Here is a 15513-nt window from a genome sequence, read left to right as displayed (position 1 = left end):
CCGCCAAAATATCCCAGCGGGGTGGGCGTGCGTGAAAGCAAAAAATACGAGAGCGGCGATGGGGATGTTGAGTGTGCCAAAAACGATCGTTTTTGGGAACTTAGCTTCAAGGCTTTTGCCGTACCACCGTCATCACCCGCGAATACGTCTTGATCCAAGTTGCTTTGTCAGGGCTAAACCATTTGATCAGCTCCATGATCTGACTGTACTCGGCGGTTATGTTTCTGTGTAAGATAGGCTCATGGTGAAAAATGCGATTGCGAAACTCACGAACATCATCACACCGCTTGTATAATCTTTCGTATGATACCGCTGCTGGTAAATGAGAAAAATTGGCGTGAAAGTTCGGCCAAAAGACTGCCTCATGACGAGGTAGCAACATTTTTACCCAGAAGCCAAAGTTAAGTTCGGCAGTCATCCTGCCTGAAGTTACGGCTCCTGTATTTGCAAGCTTGTCACCAGCCGTCTTTACAATTCTCTTACCTCCACTCCTGATTTGTAAAAGAAATGCGGGATCTTCCCACCAATTTTGACCATACATTTCGGTTAGGCGGGTTACCAAGGTGTTGCGCAGGCACACCTCAGCAGCGCTCAGCACTGGAAAAAATGACTCGCTGAGCTAGATATTCCAACCATAGAGCGCTAGTGCTCTATCCGAGTCATGTCCGGCCTCAGCCAGGTACTTAGTTAATCTTTCCTGAGATATTATGATAGATAACAATGTATTAATGCTCCACTCGGTGTCATTCTCGGCCTCAATGCTGGGCTTGACAAGTCCGCATGTGAAACCATATAAGAGGCTAATCGAAGGCAAATTCAGGCCTTCAAATTCTTAGATGCCCGCGACAGCCGTAACTGGTCCTCGCGGGTTTTCGCTTTTTAGCCATATACTTACAAAAATCCAATGTTATCCCGTGCAACGAAGGTTCAAGGTGCAGAGACTGTGCCCACACAGCGGCCCCTTTAACAGAGAAACAAACGCTCCTTTTTGGCACGGCTTCAAATTTTTGGCACGGCTTCAAAAACACCCATTTTCCGCCGCCAAAAACCCCGTTCAAAACTCAACCAGTTGTTAAAGGATTTTGGCACATCAGAAATCGCCAATCAACATTCCCCTGCGCTCTGGGCACTGGCGGCGGTGCAATGCACCAAACCCACCCCCAAAACCGCGATCCAAACCTTACCAAAGTCTTAACAAAAATCCCATAACCAAACAAAACCAACGCCTTACCCGCCGCATCGCGCGCGATTTCGCACCCCCTTTCGCGCGCGCCCCAAACCCACTACCCTGCGCTCAACCTTTTTTCCCTGAAACGGAGCAGCCCGATGACCACCCCCCAACAGCGCCTTCACCTCGTCTTTGGCGGCGAACTTATCAGCACCGACAGCACCGTTTTCAAAAACCCCGATGCCATCCATATCGTCGGCATGTTCCCCAATTACGCCACCGCCTATCAAGCTTGGAAGGCCGAGGCGCACAGGACAGTGGATGAGGCGCAGACCCGCTATTTCATTGCCCATATCCACCGTTTGAATGACGAAGGTCAGCCCACATCCCCCACCGCCGAACTCGGCGCGTAACGCCCCCAAATGGCCTATTCTCTCGGCCTCACCCTCTATAATCTGGCGAACCGGGCCACCCCCGCCAGCGCTGCGAACAGGCCCACCCGCCCGCACGGCCCGCTGGTCTGGCTTCACGCCCCCAGCCCCAACAGTCAGCCGCAAATCACCGGCCTCGCCCGCCGGCTGGAGGAGGATCACGGCCTCAACATCCTGATCACCAGCGACACCAACCCCGATCTGCGCCACGGCGGTATCCTGTGGCAACCCACCCCCAACGATACCCCGGCCGAAGCGCGGGCCATGCTGGACCACTGGCAACCCAATATCCTCATCCTCGCGGAGGGGGAGCTGCGTCCCGCCTTGCTGGCCGAGGCGCACACCCGCCGCATCCCCGCCCTGCTGGTCGATGCCCGCGCGCCCACCCTGATGCGGGGCCGCGACGGCTGGTGGCCGGGGCTGATCCGCGGCCTTTTGGGCACCTTCAGCGCGATCCTTGCGATTGATGGCCCCGCCGTCCGCGCTTTTCGGGCCGCCGGGGCCAGCGATCCCGCCTTGCAAATCACAGGCCGCATGGAAAGCCCCAGCGCGGTCCTCCCCTGCCGAGAGGCGGAGCGCACGGCCCTCGCCGCCCTCCTCGCGACCCGCCCTGTTTGGTTCGCCGCCGGATTGCCCGAGGCAGAGGAGGCGGCCGTGATCACCGCCCACCGCAGCGCCATGCGACTGGCCCACCGCCTGCTGTTGATCCTGTCCCCCCAAGATCCCGCGCGCATCCCGGCGCTGGTCCAGATGATGGAAGACACCGAAGGCTGGACCATCGCCCGCCGCGCCGCCGAGGAGGAGCCGGAGTCCGACGTGCAGGTCTATATCACTGACCCCGCGCAGGATTTTGGCCTGTGGTATCGCCTCGCCCCGGTCACCTATTTGGGCGGCGGCATGACAGACGCAGGCACCAACCGCGACCCGATGGAGGCAGCAGCGCTGGGCTCCGCCATCCTGCATGGCCCCCGCGCCGGGCCATTCGGGGCCACGCTGGGCCGCCTCGCGTCGGCGCAAGCGACCAGTTTGGTGCGCAACGCGGGCGAACTTTCCACCGCCTTGGGTGAACTTTTGGCCCCCGACAGGTCCGCCAAACTGGCGCAGGCCGCCTGGGCCGTGGAATCCGATGGGGCAGAGGCGACGGACCGCGTGATCAAAGTGATCTGCGATTTGCTGGAGGCAACGCCTTGATGCAAGCCCCCGGTTTTTGGAATACCCCCCCCAGCGCCCCCGATTGGCGCGCGCGGGTCCTCGCCCCGCTGGGCTGGATTTACGGGGCCGCCACGGCCCGGCGACTGCGCAAAGGGGTGGGCGTGACGGCGGGTGTGCCCGTGATTTGCATCGGCAACCTGAACGCAGGCGGCACGGGCAAAACGCCCACGGCAATCGCCTTGATCGAACGCCTGACCGCCCGCGGGCGCGCCGTGCATGTCGTTTCACGCGGCTATGGCGGGCGGCTGGCGGGGCCTGTTTTGGTGGACGCACGGCAACACAGCGCGGCAGATACCGGGGATGAACCGCTGCTGTTGTCGGCCTTTGCCCCCACTTGGGTCGTGCGCGATCGGGCTGCGGGGGTGGCAGCGGCGCAGACCGCCGGGGCGCAAGTGGTGCTGCTGGATGATGGGTTTCAAGACCCTAACATCGCCAAATCACTATCGTTGGTTGTGGTCGACGCCCAGCGCGGGTTTGGCAATGGGCGCTGCCTGCCTGCGGGGCCGCTGCGCGAACCTGTGGCGGTAGGCCTTGCGCGGGCGGATGTGGTGCTGTCGATTGGCGACCCGGCAGCGCAGGCGCAATTTTCCACAACTTGGGGCACGCAATTGCACTTGCCACACCTTACCGGGCGGTTGGACGTGCTGCAAATGGGGATGGATTGGGCGGGCGAACCCGTGCTGGCCTTTGCAGGCATTGGCCACCCTGACAAATTCTTTGCCACGCTGCGCGCAACCGGGGCCAATGTGCTGCGCGGCGAGGCATTGAGCGATCATCAGCCGTTCACCGACACGATTTTGCGGCGGTTGGAGCATGAGGCGACCAGCCTTGGGGCGCAATTGGTGACCACGGAAAAAGACGCGGTGCGCCTGCCGCCCGCCTTTCGCCCCAAAGTGTTGACCCTGCCTGTGCGGCTGCGATTGGACGATTGGGCAGTGTTAGAGACGCATTTTGACCGCTTGGGCCTGTGACACCGGGCGGAATTTAGGTATTTAAGCCAAGACGAATTTAGCGCGGGTTAAGAATGTGCTTTCAACCCAAGCTTTGCCACAATCTCCTCCAGCAGGGTGGTCATGGGTTGGTCAATATCGACGGTTATGGCGGATTCGTCTGGCAAAACAGGCTCTAATACAGCGAATTGACTGTCGAGCAAGCTAGCGGGCATGAAATGCCCAGACCGGGCGGCCATGCGGGCAGCAATAACTGCCTTGCTGCCCAACAGATGCACAAACCAAACCGGGCCGCCTGCATGGTCCGCAATCCGCGCGCGGTAGCTGCGTTTCAAAGCCGAACACCCCACAATACGCCCCGGCAGATGCAGCGCAGACCCAACAGCCGCCAACCAAGGCCAGCGATCTGCATCCGTCAGCGCCTGCCCCCCGCGCATTTTGGCGATGTTGGCGGCGGGGTGCAAATCATCGCCATCGACATAAACCGCCCCCAACATCGGGGCCAACGCCGCCCCAACCGAGGATTTACCGCACCCCGCCACCCCCATCAAAACCAGCCGAAGCGCCGTCACAGAGACGCCGTTATGCCGCCATCCACATATAGGATATGGCCATTCACAAAGCTGGACGCAGGCGACGACAGGAATATGCACGCCCCCACCAATTCATCGACATTGCCCCAGCGGCCCGCGGGGGTCCGTTTTTCCAACCACGCGCTGAAATCCGGATCCGCCACCAAGGCCGCGTTCAATGGCGTGTCGAAATACCCCGGTGCAATGGCATTGCATTGCAACCCGTGTTTCGCCCAATCGGTCGCCATGCCTTTGGTCAGGTTGCCCACCGCCCCTTTGGTCGCCGTATAAGGTGCAATGCCCGGACGGGCGAGCGCGGTTTGAACCGATGCGATGTTGATAATCTTGCCCGCTTTTCGCGCGATCATATGGCGCGCAACCGCTTGGCCCACATGGAAAACGCTGGCGATATTGGTTTGCAACAGGCGTTCAAACGCATCGGCGGGAAAATCCTCCAACGGGCTGCGGTGCTGCATGCCGGCGTTGTTCACCAAAATGTCGATCGGGCCCACGGCCCCTTCAAACCCATCCACCGCCGCGCGCACGCCCATGTGGTCCGTCGCATCAAAGGCCAGCGTTTTGGCCCCCGCAATCTGCGCCGCCGCCGCCGCCAGTTTGCCCGTATCGCGCCCGTTCAGAACCACCTGCGCCCCCGCAGCGGCCAACCCCTTTGCCAGCGCAAAGCCAATCCCTTGGGATGACCCGGTGATCAAAGCGCGCTTTCCGGCCAAGTTAAACAAATCCATCCGCAGTCCCTTCCTGTCATTTCGGCGGGGCGCGGCAATACAGTTGCCATTCCGCCATTGTGGATTATGGTATACCAAAATAATCAAATGCCAAGAAGTCATGATTGGGGAAACCGCCATGCCCGCCAAAACCAAGACTGGGAAAACCGAAACTGGGAAAACCAAAGCCATCGTAATCCACGCCGCCCATGATTTGCGGGTGGAGGAGGTGGCAGCATCCGCCCCCGGCGCGGGTGAAGTGCGCTTGGCACTGGCCACAGGCGGGGTGTGCGGGTCGGATTTGCATTATTACAACCACGGCGGGTTTGGCGCGATCCGGCTGCGTGAACCGATGATTTTGGGGCATGAGGTGTCGGCGCATGTCACCGAAATTGGCGTGGGCGTGGAGGGGTTGCGCGTGGGGCAATTGGTCGCCGTGTCGCCCTCGCGCCCTTGCGGTCACTGTCGGTATTGCGCCGAAGGGTTGCCCAATCATTGCCTGAACATGCGGTTTTACGGATCTGCGATGCCCTTTCCGCATATCCAAGGCGCGTTTCGCCAAGATTTGGTCGCCGATGCCCGCCAATGCGTGCCCGCCGATGGGTTAACGGCGGGCGAGGCGGCGATGGCCGAACCGCTGGCCGTGACCTTGCACGCCACCAAACGCGCGGGCGAGATGTTGGGAAAGCGGGTTTTGGTGACAGGTTGCGGGCCAATTGGGGTTTTGTCGATACTCGCCGCACGCCGCGCAGGGGCTGCGGAAATTGTGGCAACCGATTTGTCTGATTTCACGTTGGGTCTGGCGCGCCAATGTGGGGCGGACCGGGTGATCAATATGGGCAGCGACCCCGACGCGCTGGCCGAATACAGTGCCAACAAAGGCACTTTTGACGTTTTGTACGAATGTTCGGGGGCCGCGCAAGCGCTGGCGGCGGGCATCATGGCGATGCGCCCGCGTGGAGTCATTTTGCAGCTGGGCCTTGGGGGTGACATGACCCTGCCGATGATGGCGATCACATCAAAGGAGCTGGATTTGCGCGGCTCCTTCCGGTTTCATGCGGAATTTGCGGTGGGTGTGGGCCTGATGCAAAAGGGGTTGATCGACGTGAAACCCTTGATCACCCACACCCTGCCGCTGCATCGGGCCGAGGATGCGTTCAAAATCGCATCAGACCGCACACAAGCGATGAAGGCGCAAATCGCGTTTTGACGAAACCCTTAGGCCAGATCGGCGCCGATTGTGGCCAGCATCGCTTGCCCCACCTCAATATCCTGCGCGCCGCTGCCGGAACCAACGCCGATACCGCCCACCAACACGCCGCCCATCCGAATGGGCAAACCGCCCGACAACCCGGTAACCGCACCGCCCGTGGCCTGCCCCAGCGGGATGCGCATCGCTTCGGGGATATTCGCGGTTTGCCCGCCGGTGCTGGCGGCGGTTTGCGCCTTGGCCCGCGCCGATTTCAGCGACAAAAACTTGGCCCCGCGCATCCGCAACACGCCCAAATCAACGCCGGATGCGTCCACAATCACCAAACATTGCGGCTGGCCCATCGCATCCGCCTTGGCGCAGCCCGCGCCCAGCATCGCAATGACAGCGGCGTTTGTCAGCACCTTTGCGTCCTCGGTAAATCCCATGGTATCCCCCCTTGTTTGACCCCGGCCAAATGGCCTGCTGCGCCCACACAACCAGCCCCAAAGGAAAACCGCAATGTCCTTTTATGATGCCATCGACCCGCGCTTTGGCAAATACGTCCTGTTCAACGCGCCGTTAAAGCAGGTGGCGACCGGGTTTGATTGGGTCGAAGGGCCGGTTTGGTTTGGCGATGCGGGGTGCTTGCTGTTTTCCGATATCCCGAACAACCGCATCCTGCGCTACACCCCCGGCGCGGGGGTAACGACATATCGCGCGCCGTCCAACTATGCGAACGGCCACACCCGCGACCGGATGGGGCGGTTGGTGTCATGCGAACATGGCACGCGGCGGGTGACGCGCACCGAATGGGATGGGTCCATCACCATCATCGCGGACCGCTTTGACGGTAAGCGGTTAAATTCGCCCAATGATGTGGTGGTCCATTCCGATGGGTCCATCTGGTTTACCGACCCGCATTACGGCATTATGACGAATTACGAAGGGTTCGCAGGGACCCAAGACCTGCCCTGCAACGTCTACCGCGTGGACCCGGATGGCACGATTGCCGCCGTTGCGACCGATTTCAACTGCCCCAACGGGCTTGCGTTTTCCCCCGATGAAACCCGCCTTTATATCGCCGACACCGGGCGTATGTTTTCGCAAGATGCGCAGCATATTCGCGCGTTTGGCGTGACCGGGGCCACGCTGTCGGGCGGCGCGGTGTTTCACAGCGTTACCCCGGGTGCAGCAGACGGGCTGCGCTGCGACACGGATGGCAATATCTGGACATCGGCGGGCGACGGCGTGCATTGCATCAGCGCGCAGGGCGATATGCTTGGTAAAATCCTAGTGCCCGAAATCGTCTCTAACATCTGCTTTGGCGGGCGGGCCAAGCATCAATTGTACATCACCGCCACCACCAGCCTTTACACCATTACCCTGAACAGAAGCGGAGCGCAGACCCCATGACCCAATCCGATATCGGCCTGATCGGCCTTGGCACGATGGGGGCAATGCTGGCCCTGAATATCGCGGAACAGGGGTTTGCCATCGCTGTTTGGAACCGCACAACCGATGTGACCCACCGTTTTGCCAAAACCGCAGGCGATCTGGCCCCGCGCATCACGCCCACCGACAGCCTGAAAGGTTTGGTCGCAGCCCTGAAAACTCCGCGCGCGATCATCCTGATGGTGCCAGCGGGCCAAGCGGTGGATGATCAAATCGCAGCCCTCACACCGCTGTTGGACGATGGTGATCTGATCATCGACGCGGGCAACGCCAATTTTCGTGACACCAACCGCAGGTCTGCCGCAGCCGCACAGGGCGGGCCGCAGTTTATGGGCATCGGTGTGTCGGGCGGTGAACAAGGCGCGCGGCACGGCCCGTCCATCATGGGGGGTGGCCGCGCCCAAGATTGGGCAAGGTTAGAGCCTGTTTTGCACGCCATCGCCGCAAAATATCAAGGCACCCCCTGCGCCACTTGGATGGGTGAGGCGGGCGCAGGCCACTTTGTCAAAGCCGTTCACAACGGCATCGAATACGCCGACATGCAGATGATCGCCGAGGTATACGGCGTGATGCGCGACGGTATGGCAATGCCCGCCCCCGCCATTTCCGCGGTGCTTGATGGGTGGAACGCGGGCCCACTGCAATCTTATCTGATCGAAATTTCAGCAGCCGTCACGGCTGTCACCGATGCCAAAACCAACGCGCCCCTGATCGACATCATCCTTGACCGTGCGGGCCAAAAGGGCACAGGCCGCTGGACGGTGATTGAGGCGCAGCACCTGTCCGCGCCCATCCCGGTGATTGAGGCAGCGGTCATGGCGCGCAACACATCCGCCCGGCTGGATGAACGGTTGCGCGGGCAGGCGGCGTTTGGCGCGGCCCCGCAACCCTTGCCCCCCAGCACGCTGGAGGTGGCGGATCTGGAGGCGGCGATGATCGCAGGTAAAATCCTGTGCTATGCCCAAGGTTTCGCGCTAATCACGGCCGCGTCAACCGAATTTGGCTGGGCGCTGCCGCTGCCCGACATCGCAAAAGTGTGGCGCGAAGGGTGCATCATCCGGTCGTCCATGTTGAACGATATGGCAACCGCATTGGCAGATGATCCGGCGCGCAACTTGATGCTGGCGCCATTCTTTGCCGACCATCTGAAAAACACCCACCACGCCCTGCGCAAAGTGGTTGCCACGGCGGCGCTGCATGGGTTGCCCGTGCCTGCACTGGCATCGGGGCTGGCGTGGTTTGATATGATGCGCACGGGGCGATCCACCGCCAACATGATTCAAGCCCAGCGCGATTTCTTTGGCGCGCATGGGTTTGAACGGCTAGACGGTGGCGCAGACCACCACGGGCCATGGGCGATGAATGGCTGAAAGGGGCGGTGGGTTACACCCACCCTACCCCAATTCGGCCAAACGGCGGGTCAGGCGGGCCATCAGCGCCTCCACCTCCGCCACGCCAGCGGGCGACAGGGCGGCCCCCGGCCGGCGCTGGGTCGCATGGGCAATAACACCGCGTTTGGCGAGAACATGTTTGCGAATGGCCAAACCAAGGCCCGGTTGCTGTTCAAACCGCGCCAGCGGCAAGTAAGCATCGAACAAATCGCGGCCACGTTCCGGGTCGCTGGCATGGTGTTTTACCACCGACACCATCATTTCAGGATATGCAAATCCAGTCATCGCCCCATCCGCCCCGCGCGCCATTTCTTCGGGCAAAAACACCCCACCATTGCCGCACAGAATGGAAATGCGCCGGTCCAAAACCCCCGGCTTGCGCAGGGTGCTGATCTTTTCCAGCCCCGGCCAATCTTCGTGCTTTAAGCACACGCAGGTCGGCAAATCGCGCACAATCCGCGCGATCACAGGCACCGACATTTGCACCCCGGTGACCAAAGGGAAATCTTGCACCACCATTGGTGCGTCGCCGATAAAATCAACGGCTTGGTGGTAGTACCCGACAATCTGATCATCGGTGCGCAAATGGTTGGGCGGGGCGACCATAACGCCCGCCGCACCACTCTCCATCACCGATTTGGTCAACCCTTCCATTTGCGCAAAACCGGGGGCTGATACGCCCACAATCACGGGCACCCGGCCCGCCACCCGCGCCACGATGCGTTTCACAAAGGCCGCACTTTCCGCCCCAGTCAATTTCGGTGCTTCGCCCATAATGCCCAGCACGGTCAGGCCCGTTGCCCCGGCATCCAGATAAAAATCCACCATGCGGTCGGTGCTGTCCATATCCACCGACCCATCCGGCAAAAATGGCGTTACGGCAATCACATAAACGCCTGCTGCTGTTTCATCAAACATCGAAATCTCCCCCTTATTGCGCCCGTGCCAACGCCACGCGCCCCACGGCCATTGCAGCGGCGGCTTGGCATGGCTCCACCACACGCAGCCCCAAATCAGTCTCTAACCTTGCGCGAAAGGCGGCCATTCCAGCACAGCCAAGGATCAACACCTCGGCCCCGTGGCCATCACGCAAGGTGCGCCCCACCTCTTGCAAGCGTGCAAAGGTCCGCGCCTCATCTGCCAAATCTTGCACGCCCAATTCAAGCGGTAAATCGGCGGCCAAACGGTCCATCACCCCCATCGCCCCCAAATAGCGCATGTGGCGGGGGATGGATTTTGACAGGATGGAAATAATGCCAAACCGCTGGCCCATGGTCATCGCAGTCAGCACCGCGGCCTCGGCAATACCAATCACGGGCACTTTGCTTTGTTCGCGCAGCGCGGCCAGACCGGGATCGGAAAAACACGCCACGACAAAGGCGCTGGCATCCGTTTCCAGCCCCCTGGCAAAATGCAACATGGGGGCCACAACCCCGTCCACATGCGCTTGGGTTTCAATGCCGGGCGGGCCATCGGCCAGCGTGTGGCAGGTGATGGGCACGGGGGATGCGGCCGCGATCGGGGCCACGGCGCGCGCGATGCCATCCGTCACATGGCTCAGGCTGTTTGGGTTGATGATATGGATGGTCAAAACGCGTTCCCCTGCACAAAATAGGCTCTAATCAGGCTGAAATCCACCGATCAGCTGGCGGAGGCCCACCACCGCCCCGAGTGCAATCGCCGCTAATGTCACCGGACCAGACCACGCCAGCGTGGCAAAGGCAGACACCCCTTGCCCCATCGAACAGCCCAGCGCGATCACGCCACCCACGCCCATCATGGCCGCGCCCGACACTTGGCGGCCCAATTCGCGCGGGTCCTCACACGCCTCCCACCTAAACATGCCGCGCCACAACGATCCCGCCAATGCGCCCAGCATCACGCCGCAAACCGTGCCCACGGAAAATGAAATCCCGCCCGCGGTTGATGTCATAAGCCATATTAGCGTGCGGCCAAGGGGGGCGGTGAACGACAACCCCTCCACCCCGACCGCGCCGAAACTTTGGTCCGCCAGCCAGCTTGTGGCCACAAAGGACCAGACCACGGCCAGCCCCGCCGCCACGCCCCAAACCAGCTTTCGGGGCGATGCGCGCAAGCCCGAATGGGCCAGCGCCCAGATCAGCAACCCCAGCGACACCGCCCCCGCCGTGACAAAAGGGGCAATGCCCAAAAGCCGGTTCACATCTTGGGCAATGCCTTGCGGGCCGGTCGCATCACTTTGGGCAAACAGCGCGTTGCGCAGGGGTGCCAGCGGCCCCGACAGCGCCACAAAGGCGAAAATTCCCATGACCACAACGACAACCAGCGACCGCAAATCCCCGCCGCCAAACCGCACCAGCGCGCCAAACCCACAATTGCCCGCCATCGCCATGCCATAGCCAAACAGCAACCCGCCCGCGATCGACGCCACAGGGCTCCACGCGATCTGATGGTAAAACGTCGCCGAGATCTGCACCCAGCCGAAATATGCGCCCAGATGCGTGCCAAAAATCGCCACGGCCAGCACGACGCCCCACAGCCGCAACCGCCGCTGATCGTCGCCATAAAGCGCGGATTCCAGCGCACCCAATGTGCAAAAATCGCCCAACCGCGCGGCAAGACCCAAAACCACCCCTGCCAGCAAGCCCGCCATTGCTGCCATCACGCCAAAGGGAAGGTTTTCCATGGTTCAGACCCTTATTCTGGCGTGCAAAACATATCGTAGACCAGTGCAACGGCCCGAATAACCTTTGGGTCCTGCAAGGAATAGAAAATCGCCTTGCCATCGCGGCGCGCCGAAACCAGCCCCTCCAACCGCAAACGGGCGAGTTGCTGGCTGACCGCCGCTTGGCGCGACGACAACAGCGTTTCCAGCTCTGTCACGCTTTTTGGGCCAGACGACAGGTGGCATAAAATCATCAGCCGCCCTTCATGCGCCAGCGCCTTTAGGAAATTCGCCGCCTCATAGGCGTTTTGCACCATCTGTTCGGGGGGAATCGCCGTGTCGTTCGCACTGCTGTGCCCGCTGGTCATTCGTTTTGCTGTGTCAGGTGCCACGCCCCGCATTCCTTTGATGTCGTTCGGCCCATGATGGGCCAACCGAATTTGCGGCTGTTATGGCATGAAAACGGGCGATGCGGCAAAAACAATGCGTTACCCGCCCGGTTCCAGCACCGCGCCCGCATCGGTCAGCATTTCGGCAAGCAAGGGCCAAAAGAAATCTTCGCCCGGATACCCCTCGAGGCGGGCAATTTCGGCACCATCGCGCACCAGAATAAAGGTGGGGGTGAAAACCGCACGGCGCGCAAAGGTGACGCCTTCGGGCGGGTCCGCGCGCAAATCAATTGGGCGCAGCGGGGCCGCCCGCCCTTCAGAGGTTTTGGGATAGGCGTCGCCCACCTCTGCGTGCCAGCGTTCGCAGTAAATGCAGCCTTTTTGTTCGACCATAAAAAGCGTCAGTTCTTGGGCAGACGCAAGCCCGGCGGAACCCGCCAAGGCGATGGCCGCGATATGCGAAATAAGGGTGCGGCGGCTGCGGAGCATGATTGACGTTCCCGTTAAATATATTCACATTGTAATATGAATTGGTGTTGGTGCAAGTCCTTATGGCCCGGTCCCTGTGGCACGGTTCCTATCGGTTGGTTGCGGGCACGCGCCGGGGGCTTCACACCCCCGGACCCCCGTGAGGTATTTTTGCCAAGATGAATGAGGTCAGGACAGTTTATGTTTGATATCAGCTATGGCGGGGCGGCGCTGGCGGGATTGCTTAGCTTTCTGTCGCCCTGCATTTTGCCGATGGTGCCGTTTTATTTGTCTTATATGGCCGGGATTTCCATGCAGGAATTGCGCGGTGACAACCAGATTGCGCCGGGGGCGCAACGGCGGTTGGTAGGGTCTGCGGTGGCATTTGCGCTGGGGGTGACCACCATTTTTGTGCTGTTGGGGCTGGGGGCGACGGCGCTGGGGTCCGCGTTTATTCAGTGGAAAGATCAGTTGTCTTATGTGGCAGCCGCCGTATTGCTGGTGTTCGGGTTGCATTTTTTGGGTATCATCAAAGTGCCGTTTTTGTACCGGGAGGCGCGGCTGGAAACGCGCGCGAAGCCCACGGGTTTCATTGGTGCTTATGTCATGGGGTTGGCATTCGGGTTTGGTTGGACGCCTTGTGTTGGGCCCGCGCTGGCCGCGATTTTATTCATGGCGTCGGCATCGGGGGATTTGTGGACGGGCGGGTCGTTGCTGCTGGTGTACGGCTTGGCGATGACCTTGCCCTTTGTCATTGCCGCGCTGTTTGCCAAACCGTTTCTGGCTTGGGTCGGGCGCAACCGCAAATATCTGGGCCATGTGGAAAAGGTGATGGGCGCGATGCTGGTCATTTTTGCCATTCTGATCGCCACCAATTCCGTCAACTACATCGCCGACTACATGATCCGCAATTTCGACTGGTCCAGCACGTTAAGATAGGAGCCATTATGACACGTCTGTTCGCCACCCTTGCCACCATCATCGCCCTTGCCCTGCCCGTTCACGCCGCCGCATTGGGGGATGACGGGCTGCACAAGCCCACATGGTTGCGCGACACCTTCAAGGATTTGACCGAGGATTTGGCCGAGGCGAACGCGGAGGGCAAGCGCCTGCTGGTGATCTGGGAACAGCGCGGCTGCATTTATTGCACCAAAATGCATGAGGTTATTTTTCCCGACCCCGCCATCGACGCGCTGATCCGTGAGACGTATTTCGTGGTGCAGATGAACCTGTTTGGCGATGTGGAGGTGACGGATTTCGACGGCACAACCCTTGCCGAAAAGGACATGGCACGGCGTTGGGGCGTGGTGTTCACCCCCACAATGATGTTTTTCCCCGAGGAGGTGGAGGCGGGCCAAACCGCGCAGCAAGCCGCCGTGGTCACCATGCCCGGCGCGTTTGAGGCGGGCACGACCAAGGCGCTTTTGACTTGGGTTAAGGACAAAGAATATCTGACGGGCGAGCATTTCCAGAAATACGTCGCCCGCACTATGGGAACGCCGTGATTGGGGGAAACCCACGACTGGGGGAAACCCGCGAACTTTTATATATGCAATTATTGAAATATCATTGTTGCATACAAAGGCATGCATGGTCTAACGTTGGATTCGGAGGAAACAGGGAGGAGTTCGAATGATGCGCCAAATTCTTATTGGCATGACCGTTTCTGCGTTTTGCGCGGGAGCGGCTGTTGCACAAGTGGCACCTGAGGCCGTGGCATTCACGGAAGGGGCAGTTGAGCAATCGCTTTCGGGGGCCGCTGGCAATCCGGAAGAAGGTAAAAAAGTATTCGCAACCGCAGGTCTGGGGAATTGCGTGGCCTGCCATGCGGCAGAGATCACCAAGGATATCCCATTCCCCGGCACCGTTGGCCCCACACTTGATGGCGCGGCAGATCGCTGGAGCGAGGCGCAGTTGCGCGGGCTTGTGGCCAATGCAAAGATGACGTTTGACGGCACCATCATGCCCTCATTTTACAAAACATCCGGCTATATCCGCCCCGGCGACGCCTATACGGGCAAGGCTGGCACAGAGCCCCTGCCCCCCGTGCTCAGCGCGCAGCAGGTCGAAGATGTCGTCGCCTATCTTATGACATTCAAAGAATAATCCATCGCCACCAGAGGAGTGACAAGATGATCCTTACCAGAAGAAATGCCCTTGTGCTGGCCTTGGGCAGCGTAGCTGCCGCCGCGATCCCGGTGTCTGCATTTGCCGCCGTGGATGAGGCGGTCGCCGCCTTTACCGGTGGTGCCGAAGTGGTTGTAGGCCCCGGCGTTACACTGACCGCGCCAGAAATCGCGGAAAACGGCAACACTGTGCCTGTGGGCGTTGATGCCCCCGGTGCCGTATCCATCATGATTTTGGCCGCAGGCAACCCGACACCTGCCGTGGCCACTTTCATCTTTGGCGAATTGGCGGGGGCGCATATGGCCTCCACCCGGATTCGCCTGTCAAAAACCCAAGACGTGATCGCAATCGCCAAAATGCCTGATGGCAGCTTTGTGCGCGCCTCGTCCGAGGTAAAGGTCACCATCGGCGGCTGCGGCGGCTGAATTAGGGAGAATAGAACATGGCAAATGATGTAAAACCCCGCGTAAAAGTGCCGAAATCAGCCAAGGCTGGTGAAGCGATTGTGCTTAAAACCCTGATCAGCCACCAGATGGAATCCGGGCAGCGCAAAGACAAAGATGGCGCTGTCATTCCGCGTTCGATCATAAACCGTTTTACCTGCGATTTTAACGGCAAGAACGTGATCGACGTGACAATGGAACCGGCAATTTCCACCAATCCCTATTTCGAATTTGAGGCGGTTGTGAATGAGGCGGGCGAGTTCAAATTCACGTGGTATGATGATGATGGCTCTGTTTACGAAGACAGCAAACCCATCGAAATCACCTGATTTCCGCAGCACCAATAGGG

Annotated in this window: 20 protein-coding genes; 11 read left to right on the top strand and 9 right to left on the bottom strand. The window is 60.2% G+C overall.

Annotated elements, in window-relative coordinates; all coding sequences use genetic code 11:
- Window positions 1-106: 106 nt before the first annotated feature.
- On the bottom strand, window positions 107-541 hold the full coding sequence (locus tag BMY36_RS20395; RefSeq protein ID WP_244888652.1) for a hypothetical protein: 435 nt from the start codon (window positions 539-541) through the stop codon (window positions 107-109).
- A gap of 785 nt (window positions 542-1326) precedes the next feature.
- Here BMY36_RS20395 and BMY36_RS02990 point away from each other — a divergent pair.
- The 3 genes from BMY36_RS02990 to lpxK are packed head-to-tail and all read left to right on the top strand — an operon-like array spanning window position 1327 to window position 3782.
- Window positions 1327-1581: a DUF4170 domain-containing protein gene (locus BMY36_RS02990; protein ID WP_050518006.1), complete on the top strand. Its 255-nt coding sequence runs from the start codon at window positions 1327-1329 to the stop codon at window positions 1579-1581.
- A 9-nt stretch (window positions 1582-1590) separates the two neighbouring features.
- On the top strand, window positions 1591-2790 hold the full coding sequence (locus tag BMY36_RS02985; RefSeq protein ID WP_050518007.1) for a 3-deoxy-D-manno-octulosonic acid transferase: 1200 nt from the start codon (window positions 1591-1593) through the stop codon (window positions 2788-2790).
- A complete protein-coding gene (gene lpxK, locus BMY36_RS02980) occupies window positions 2790-3782 on the top strand; it encodes a tetraacyldisaccharide 4'-kinase (RefSeq protein WP_050518008.1) in 993 nt (330 codons plus the stop codon). Before BMY36_RS02985 ends, lpxK begins: the two co-directional genes overlap by 1 nt.
- 47 nt (window positions 3783-3829) lie before the next feature.
- Here the strand turns inward: lpxK and BMY36_RS02975 are convergent, their stop codons facing one another.
- Together BMY36_RS02975 and BMY36_RS02970 are read right to left on the bottom strand one after the other, a co-directional pair.
- A complete protein-coding gene (locus BMY36_RS02975; RefSeq protein WP_331458111.1) occupies window positions 3830-4333 on the bottom strand; it encodes a gluconokinase in 504 nt (167 codons plus the stop codon).
- Window positions 4330-5079: an SDR family oxidoreductase gene (locus BMY36_RS02970; RefSeq protein ID WP_217646615.1), complete on the bottom strand. Its 750-nt coding sequence runs from the start codon at window positions 5077-5079 to the stop codon at window positions 4330-4332. Before BMY36_RS02970 ends, BMY36_RS02975 begins: the two co-directional genes overlap by 4 nt.
- A gap of 118 nt (window positions 5080-5197) precedes the next feature.
- Here BMY36_RS02970 and BMY36_RS02965 point away from each other — a divergent pair, with 118 nt between their 5' ends.
- Window positions 5198-6268, top strand: a complete 1071-nt coding sequence (locus tag BMY36_RS02965) for an L-idonate 5-dehydrogenase (RefSeq protein ID WP_050518084.1) — start codon at window positions 5198-5200, stop codon at window positions 6266-6268.
- Between the two features lie 8 nt (window positions 6269-6276).
- Here BMY36_RS02965 and BMY36_RS02960 read toward each other — a convergent pair whose 3' ends face one another.
- On the bottom strand, window positions 6277-6696 hold the full coding sequence (locus tag BMY36_RS02960) for a GlcG/HbpS family heme-binding protein (protein WP_050518009.1): 420 nt from the start codon (window positions 6694-6696) through the stop codon (window positions 6277-6279).
- Window positions 6697-6769: 73 nt separating this feature from the next.
- Here BMY36_RS02960 and BMY36_RS02955 point away from each other — a divergent pair, with 73 nt between their 5' ends.
- On the top strand, window positions 6770-7663 hold the full coding sequence (locus tag BMY36_RS02955; RefSeq protein WP_050518010.1) for an SMP-30/gluconolactonase/LRE family protein: 894 nt from the start codon (window positions 6770-6772) through the stop codon (window positions 7661-7663).
- A complete protein-coding gene (gene gndA, locus BMY36_RS02950; RefSeq protein ID WP_050518011.1) occupies window positions 7660-9072 on the top strand; it encodes an NADP-dependent phosphogluconate dehydrogenase in 1413 nt (470 codons plus the stop codon). Before BMY36_RS02955 ends, gndA begins: the two co-directional genes overlap by 4 nt.
- A 24-nt stretch (window positions 9073-9096) precedes the next feature.
- On the opposite strand, the gene BMY36_RS02945 is transcribed toward gndA, so the two are convergent.
- From BMY36_RS02945 to BMY36_RS02925, 5 genes are all read right to left on the bottom strand, one after another.
- Complete coding sequence (locus BMY36_RS02945) at window positions 9097-10011, bottom strand: dihydrodipicolinate synthase family protein (protein ID WP_050518012.1); 915 nt, start codon at window positions 10009-10011, stop codon at window positions 9097-9099.
- Window positions 10012-10024: 13 nt separating this feature from the next.
- Complete coding sequence (locus BMY36_RS02940) at window positions 10025-10684, bottom strand: aspartate/glutamate racemase family protein (RefSeq protein ID WP_050518013.1); 660 nt, start codon at window positions 10682-10684, stop codon at window positions 10025-10027.
- A gap of 27 nt (window positions 10685-10711) precedes the next feature.
- A complete protein-coding gene (locus BMY36_RS02935; RefSeq protein ID WP_050518014.1) occupies window positions 10712-11758 on the bottom strand; it encodes a YeeE/YedE family protein in 1047 nt (348 codons plus the stop codon).
- Window positions 11759-11769: 11 nt separating this feature from the next.
- The gene (locus BMY36_RS02930) at window positions 11770-12105 is read right to left on the bottom strand and encodes an ArsR/SmtB family transcription factor (RefSeq protein ID WP_050518015.1); all 336 of its coding nucleotides are present in this window, start codon (window positions 12103-12105) and stop codon (window positions 11770-11772) included.
- Between the two features lie 120 nt (window positions 12106-12225).
- Complete coding sequence (locus tag BMY36_RS02925; RefSeq protein ID WP_050518016.1) at window positions 12226-12615, bottom strand: thioredoxin fold domain-containing protein; 390 nt, start codon at window positions 12613-12615, stop codon at window positions 12226-12228.
- Between the two features lie 180 nt (window positions 12616-12795).
- Here BMY36_RS02925 and BMY36_RS02920 point away from each other — a divergent pair, with 180 nt between their 5' ends.
- The 5 genes from BMY36_RS02920 (at window position 12796) to soxZ (ending at window position 15493) form a co-directional block, all read left to right on the top strand.
- Window positions 12796-13533: a cytochrome c biogenesis CcdA family protein gene (locus BMY36_RS02920; protein ID WP_050518017.1), complete on the top strand. Its 738-nt coding sequence runs from the start codon at window positions 12796-12798 to the stop codon at window positions 13531-13533.
- Between the two features lie 8 nt (window positions 13534-13541).
- Entirely contained in the window at window positions 13542-14099 is a 558-nt protein-coding gene (locus BMY36_RS02915) for a thioredoxin family protein (RefSeq protein ID WP_050518018.1), read from the top strand.
- A gap of 127 nt (window positions 14100-14226) precedes the next feature.
- Window positions 14227-14700, top strand: a complete 474-nt coding sequence (gene soxX / locus BMY36_RS02910) for a sulfur oxidation c-type cytochrome SoxX (protein ID WP_414811664.1) — start codon at window positions 14227-14229, stop codon at window positions 14698-14700.
- A 26-nt stretch (window positions 14701-14726) separates the two neighbouring features.
- Window positions 14727-15146: a thiosulfate oxidation carrier protein SoxY gene (soxY, locus tag BMY36_RS02905; protein WP_050518019.1), complete on the top strand. Its 420-nt coding sequence runs from the start codon at window positions 14727-14729 to the stop codon at window positions 15144-15146.
- 17 nt (window positions 15147-15163) lie between these two features.
- Window positions 15164-15493: a thiosulfate oxidation carrier complex protein SoxZ gene (gene soxZ, locus BMY36_RS02900; RefSeq protein ID WP_050518020.1), complete on the top strand. Its 330-nt coding sequence runs from the start codon at window positions 15164-15166 to the stop codon at window positions 15491-15493.
- Window positions 15494-15513: the final 20 nt, after the last annotated feature.

It is taken from the genome of Pseudorhodobacter antarcticus (assembly GCF_900110135.1).
Taxonomy (GTDB): Bacteria; Pseudomonadota; Alphaproteobacteria; order Rhodobacterales; family Rhodobacteraceae; genus Pseudorhodobacter; species Pseudorhodobacter antarcticus.
This window is presented reverse-complemented; position numbering and strand designations above follow the sequence as displayed.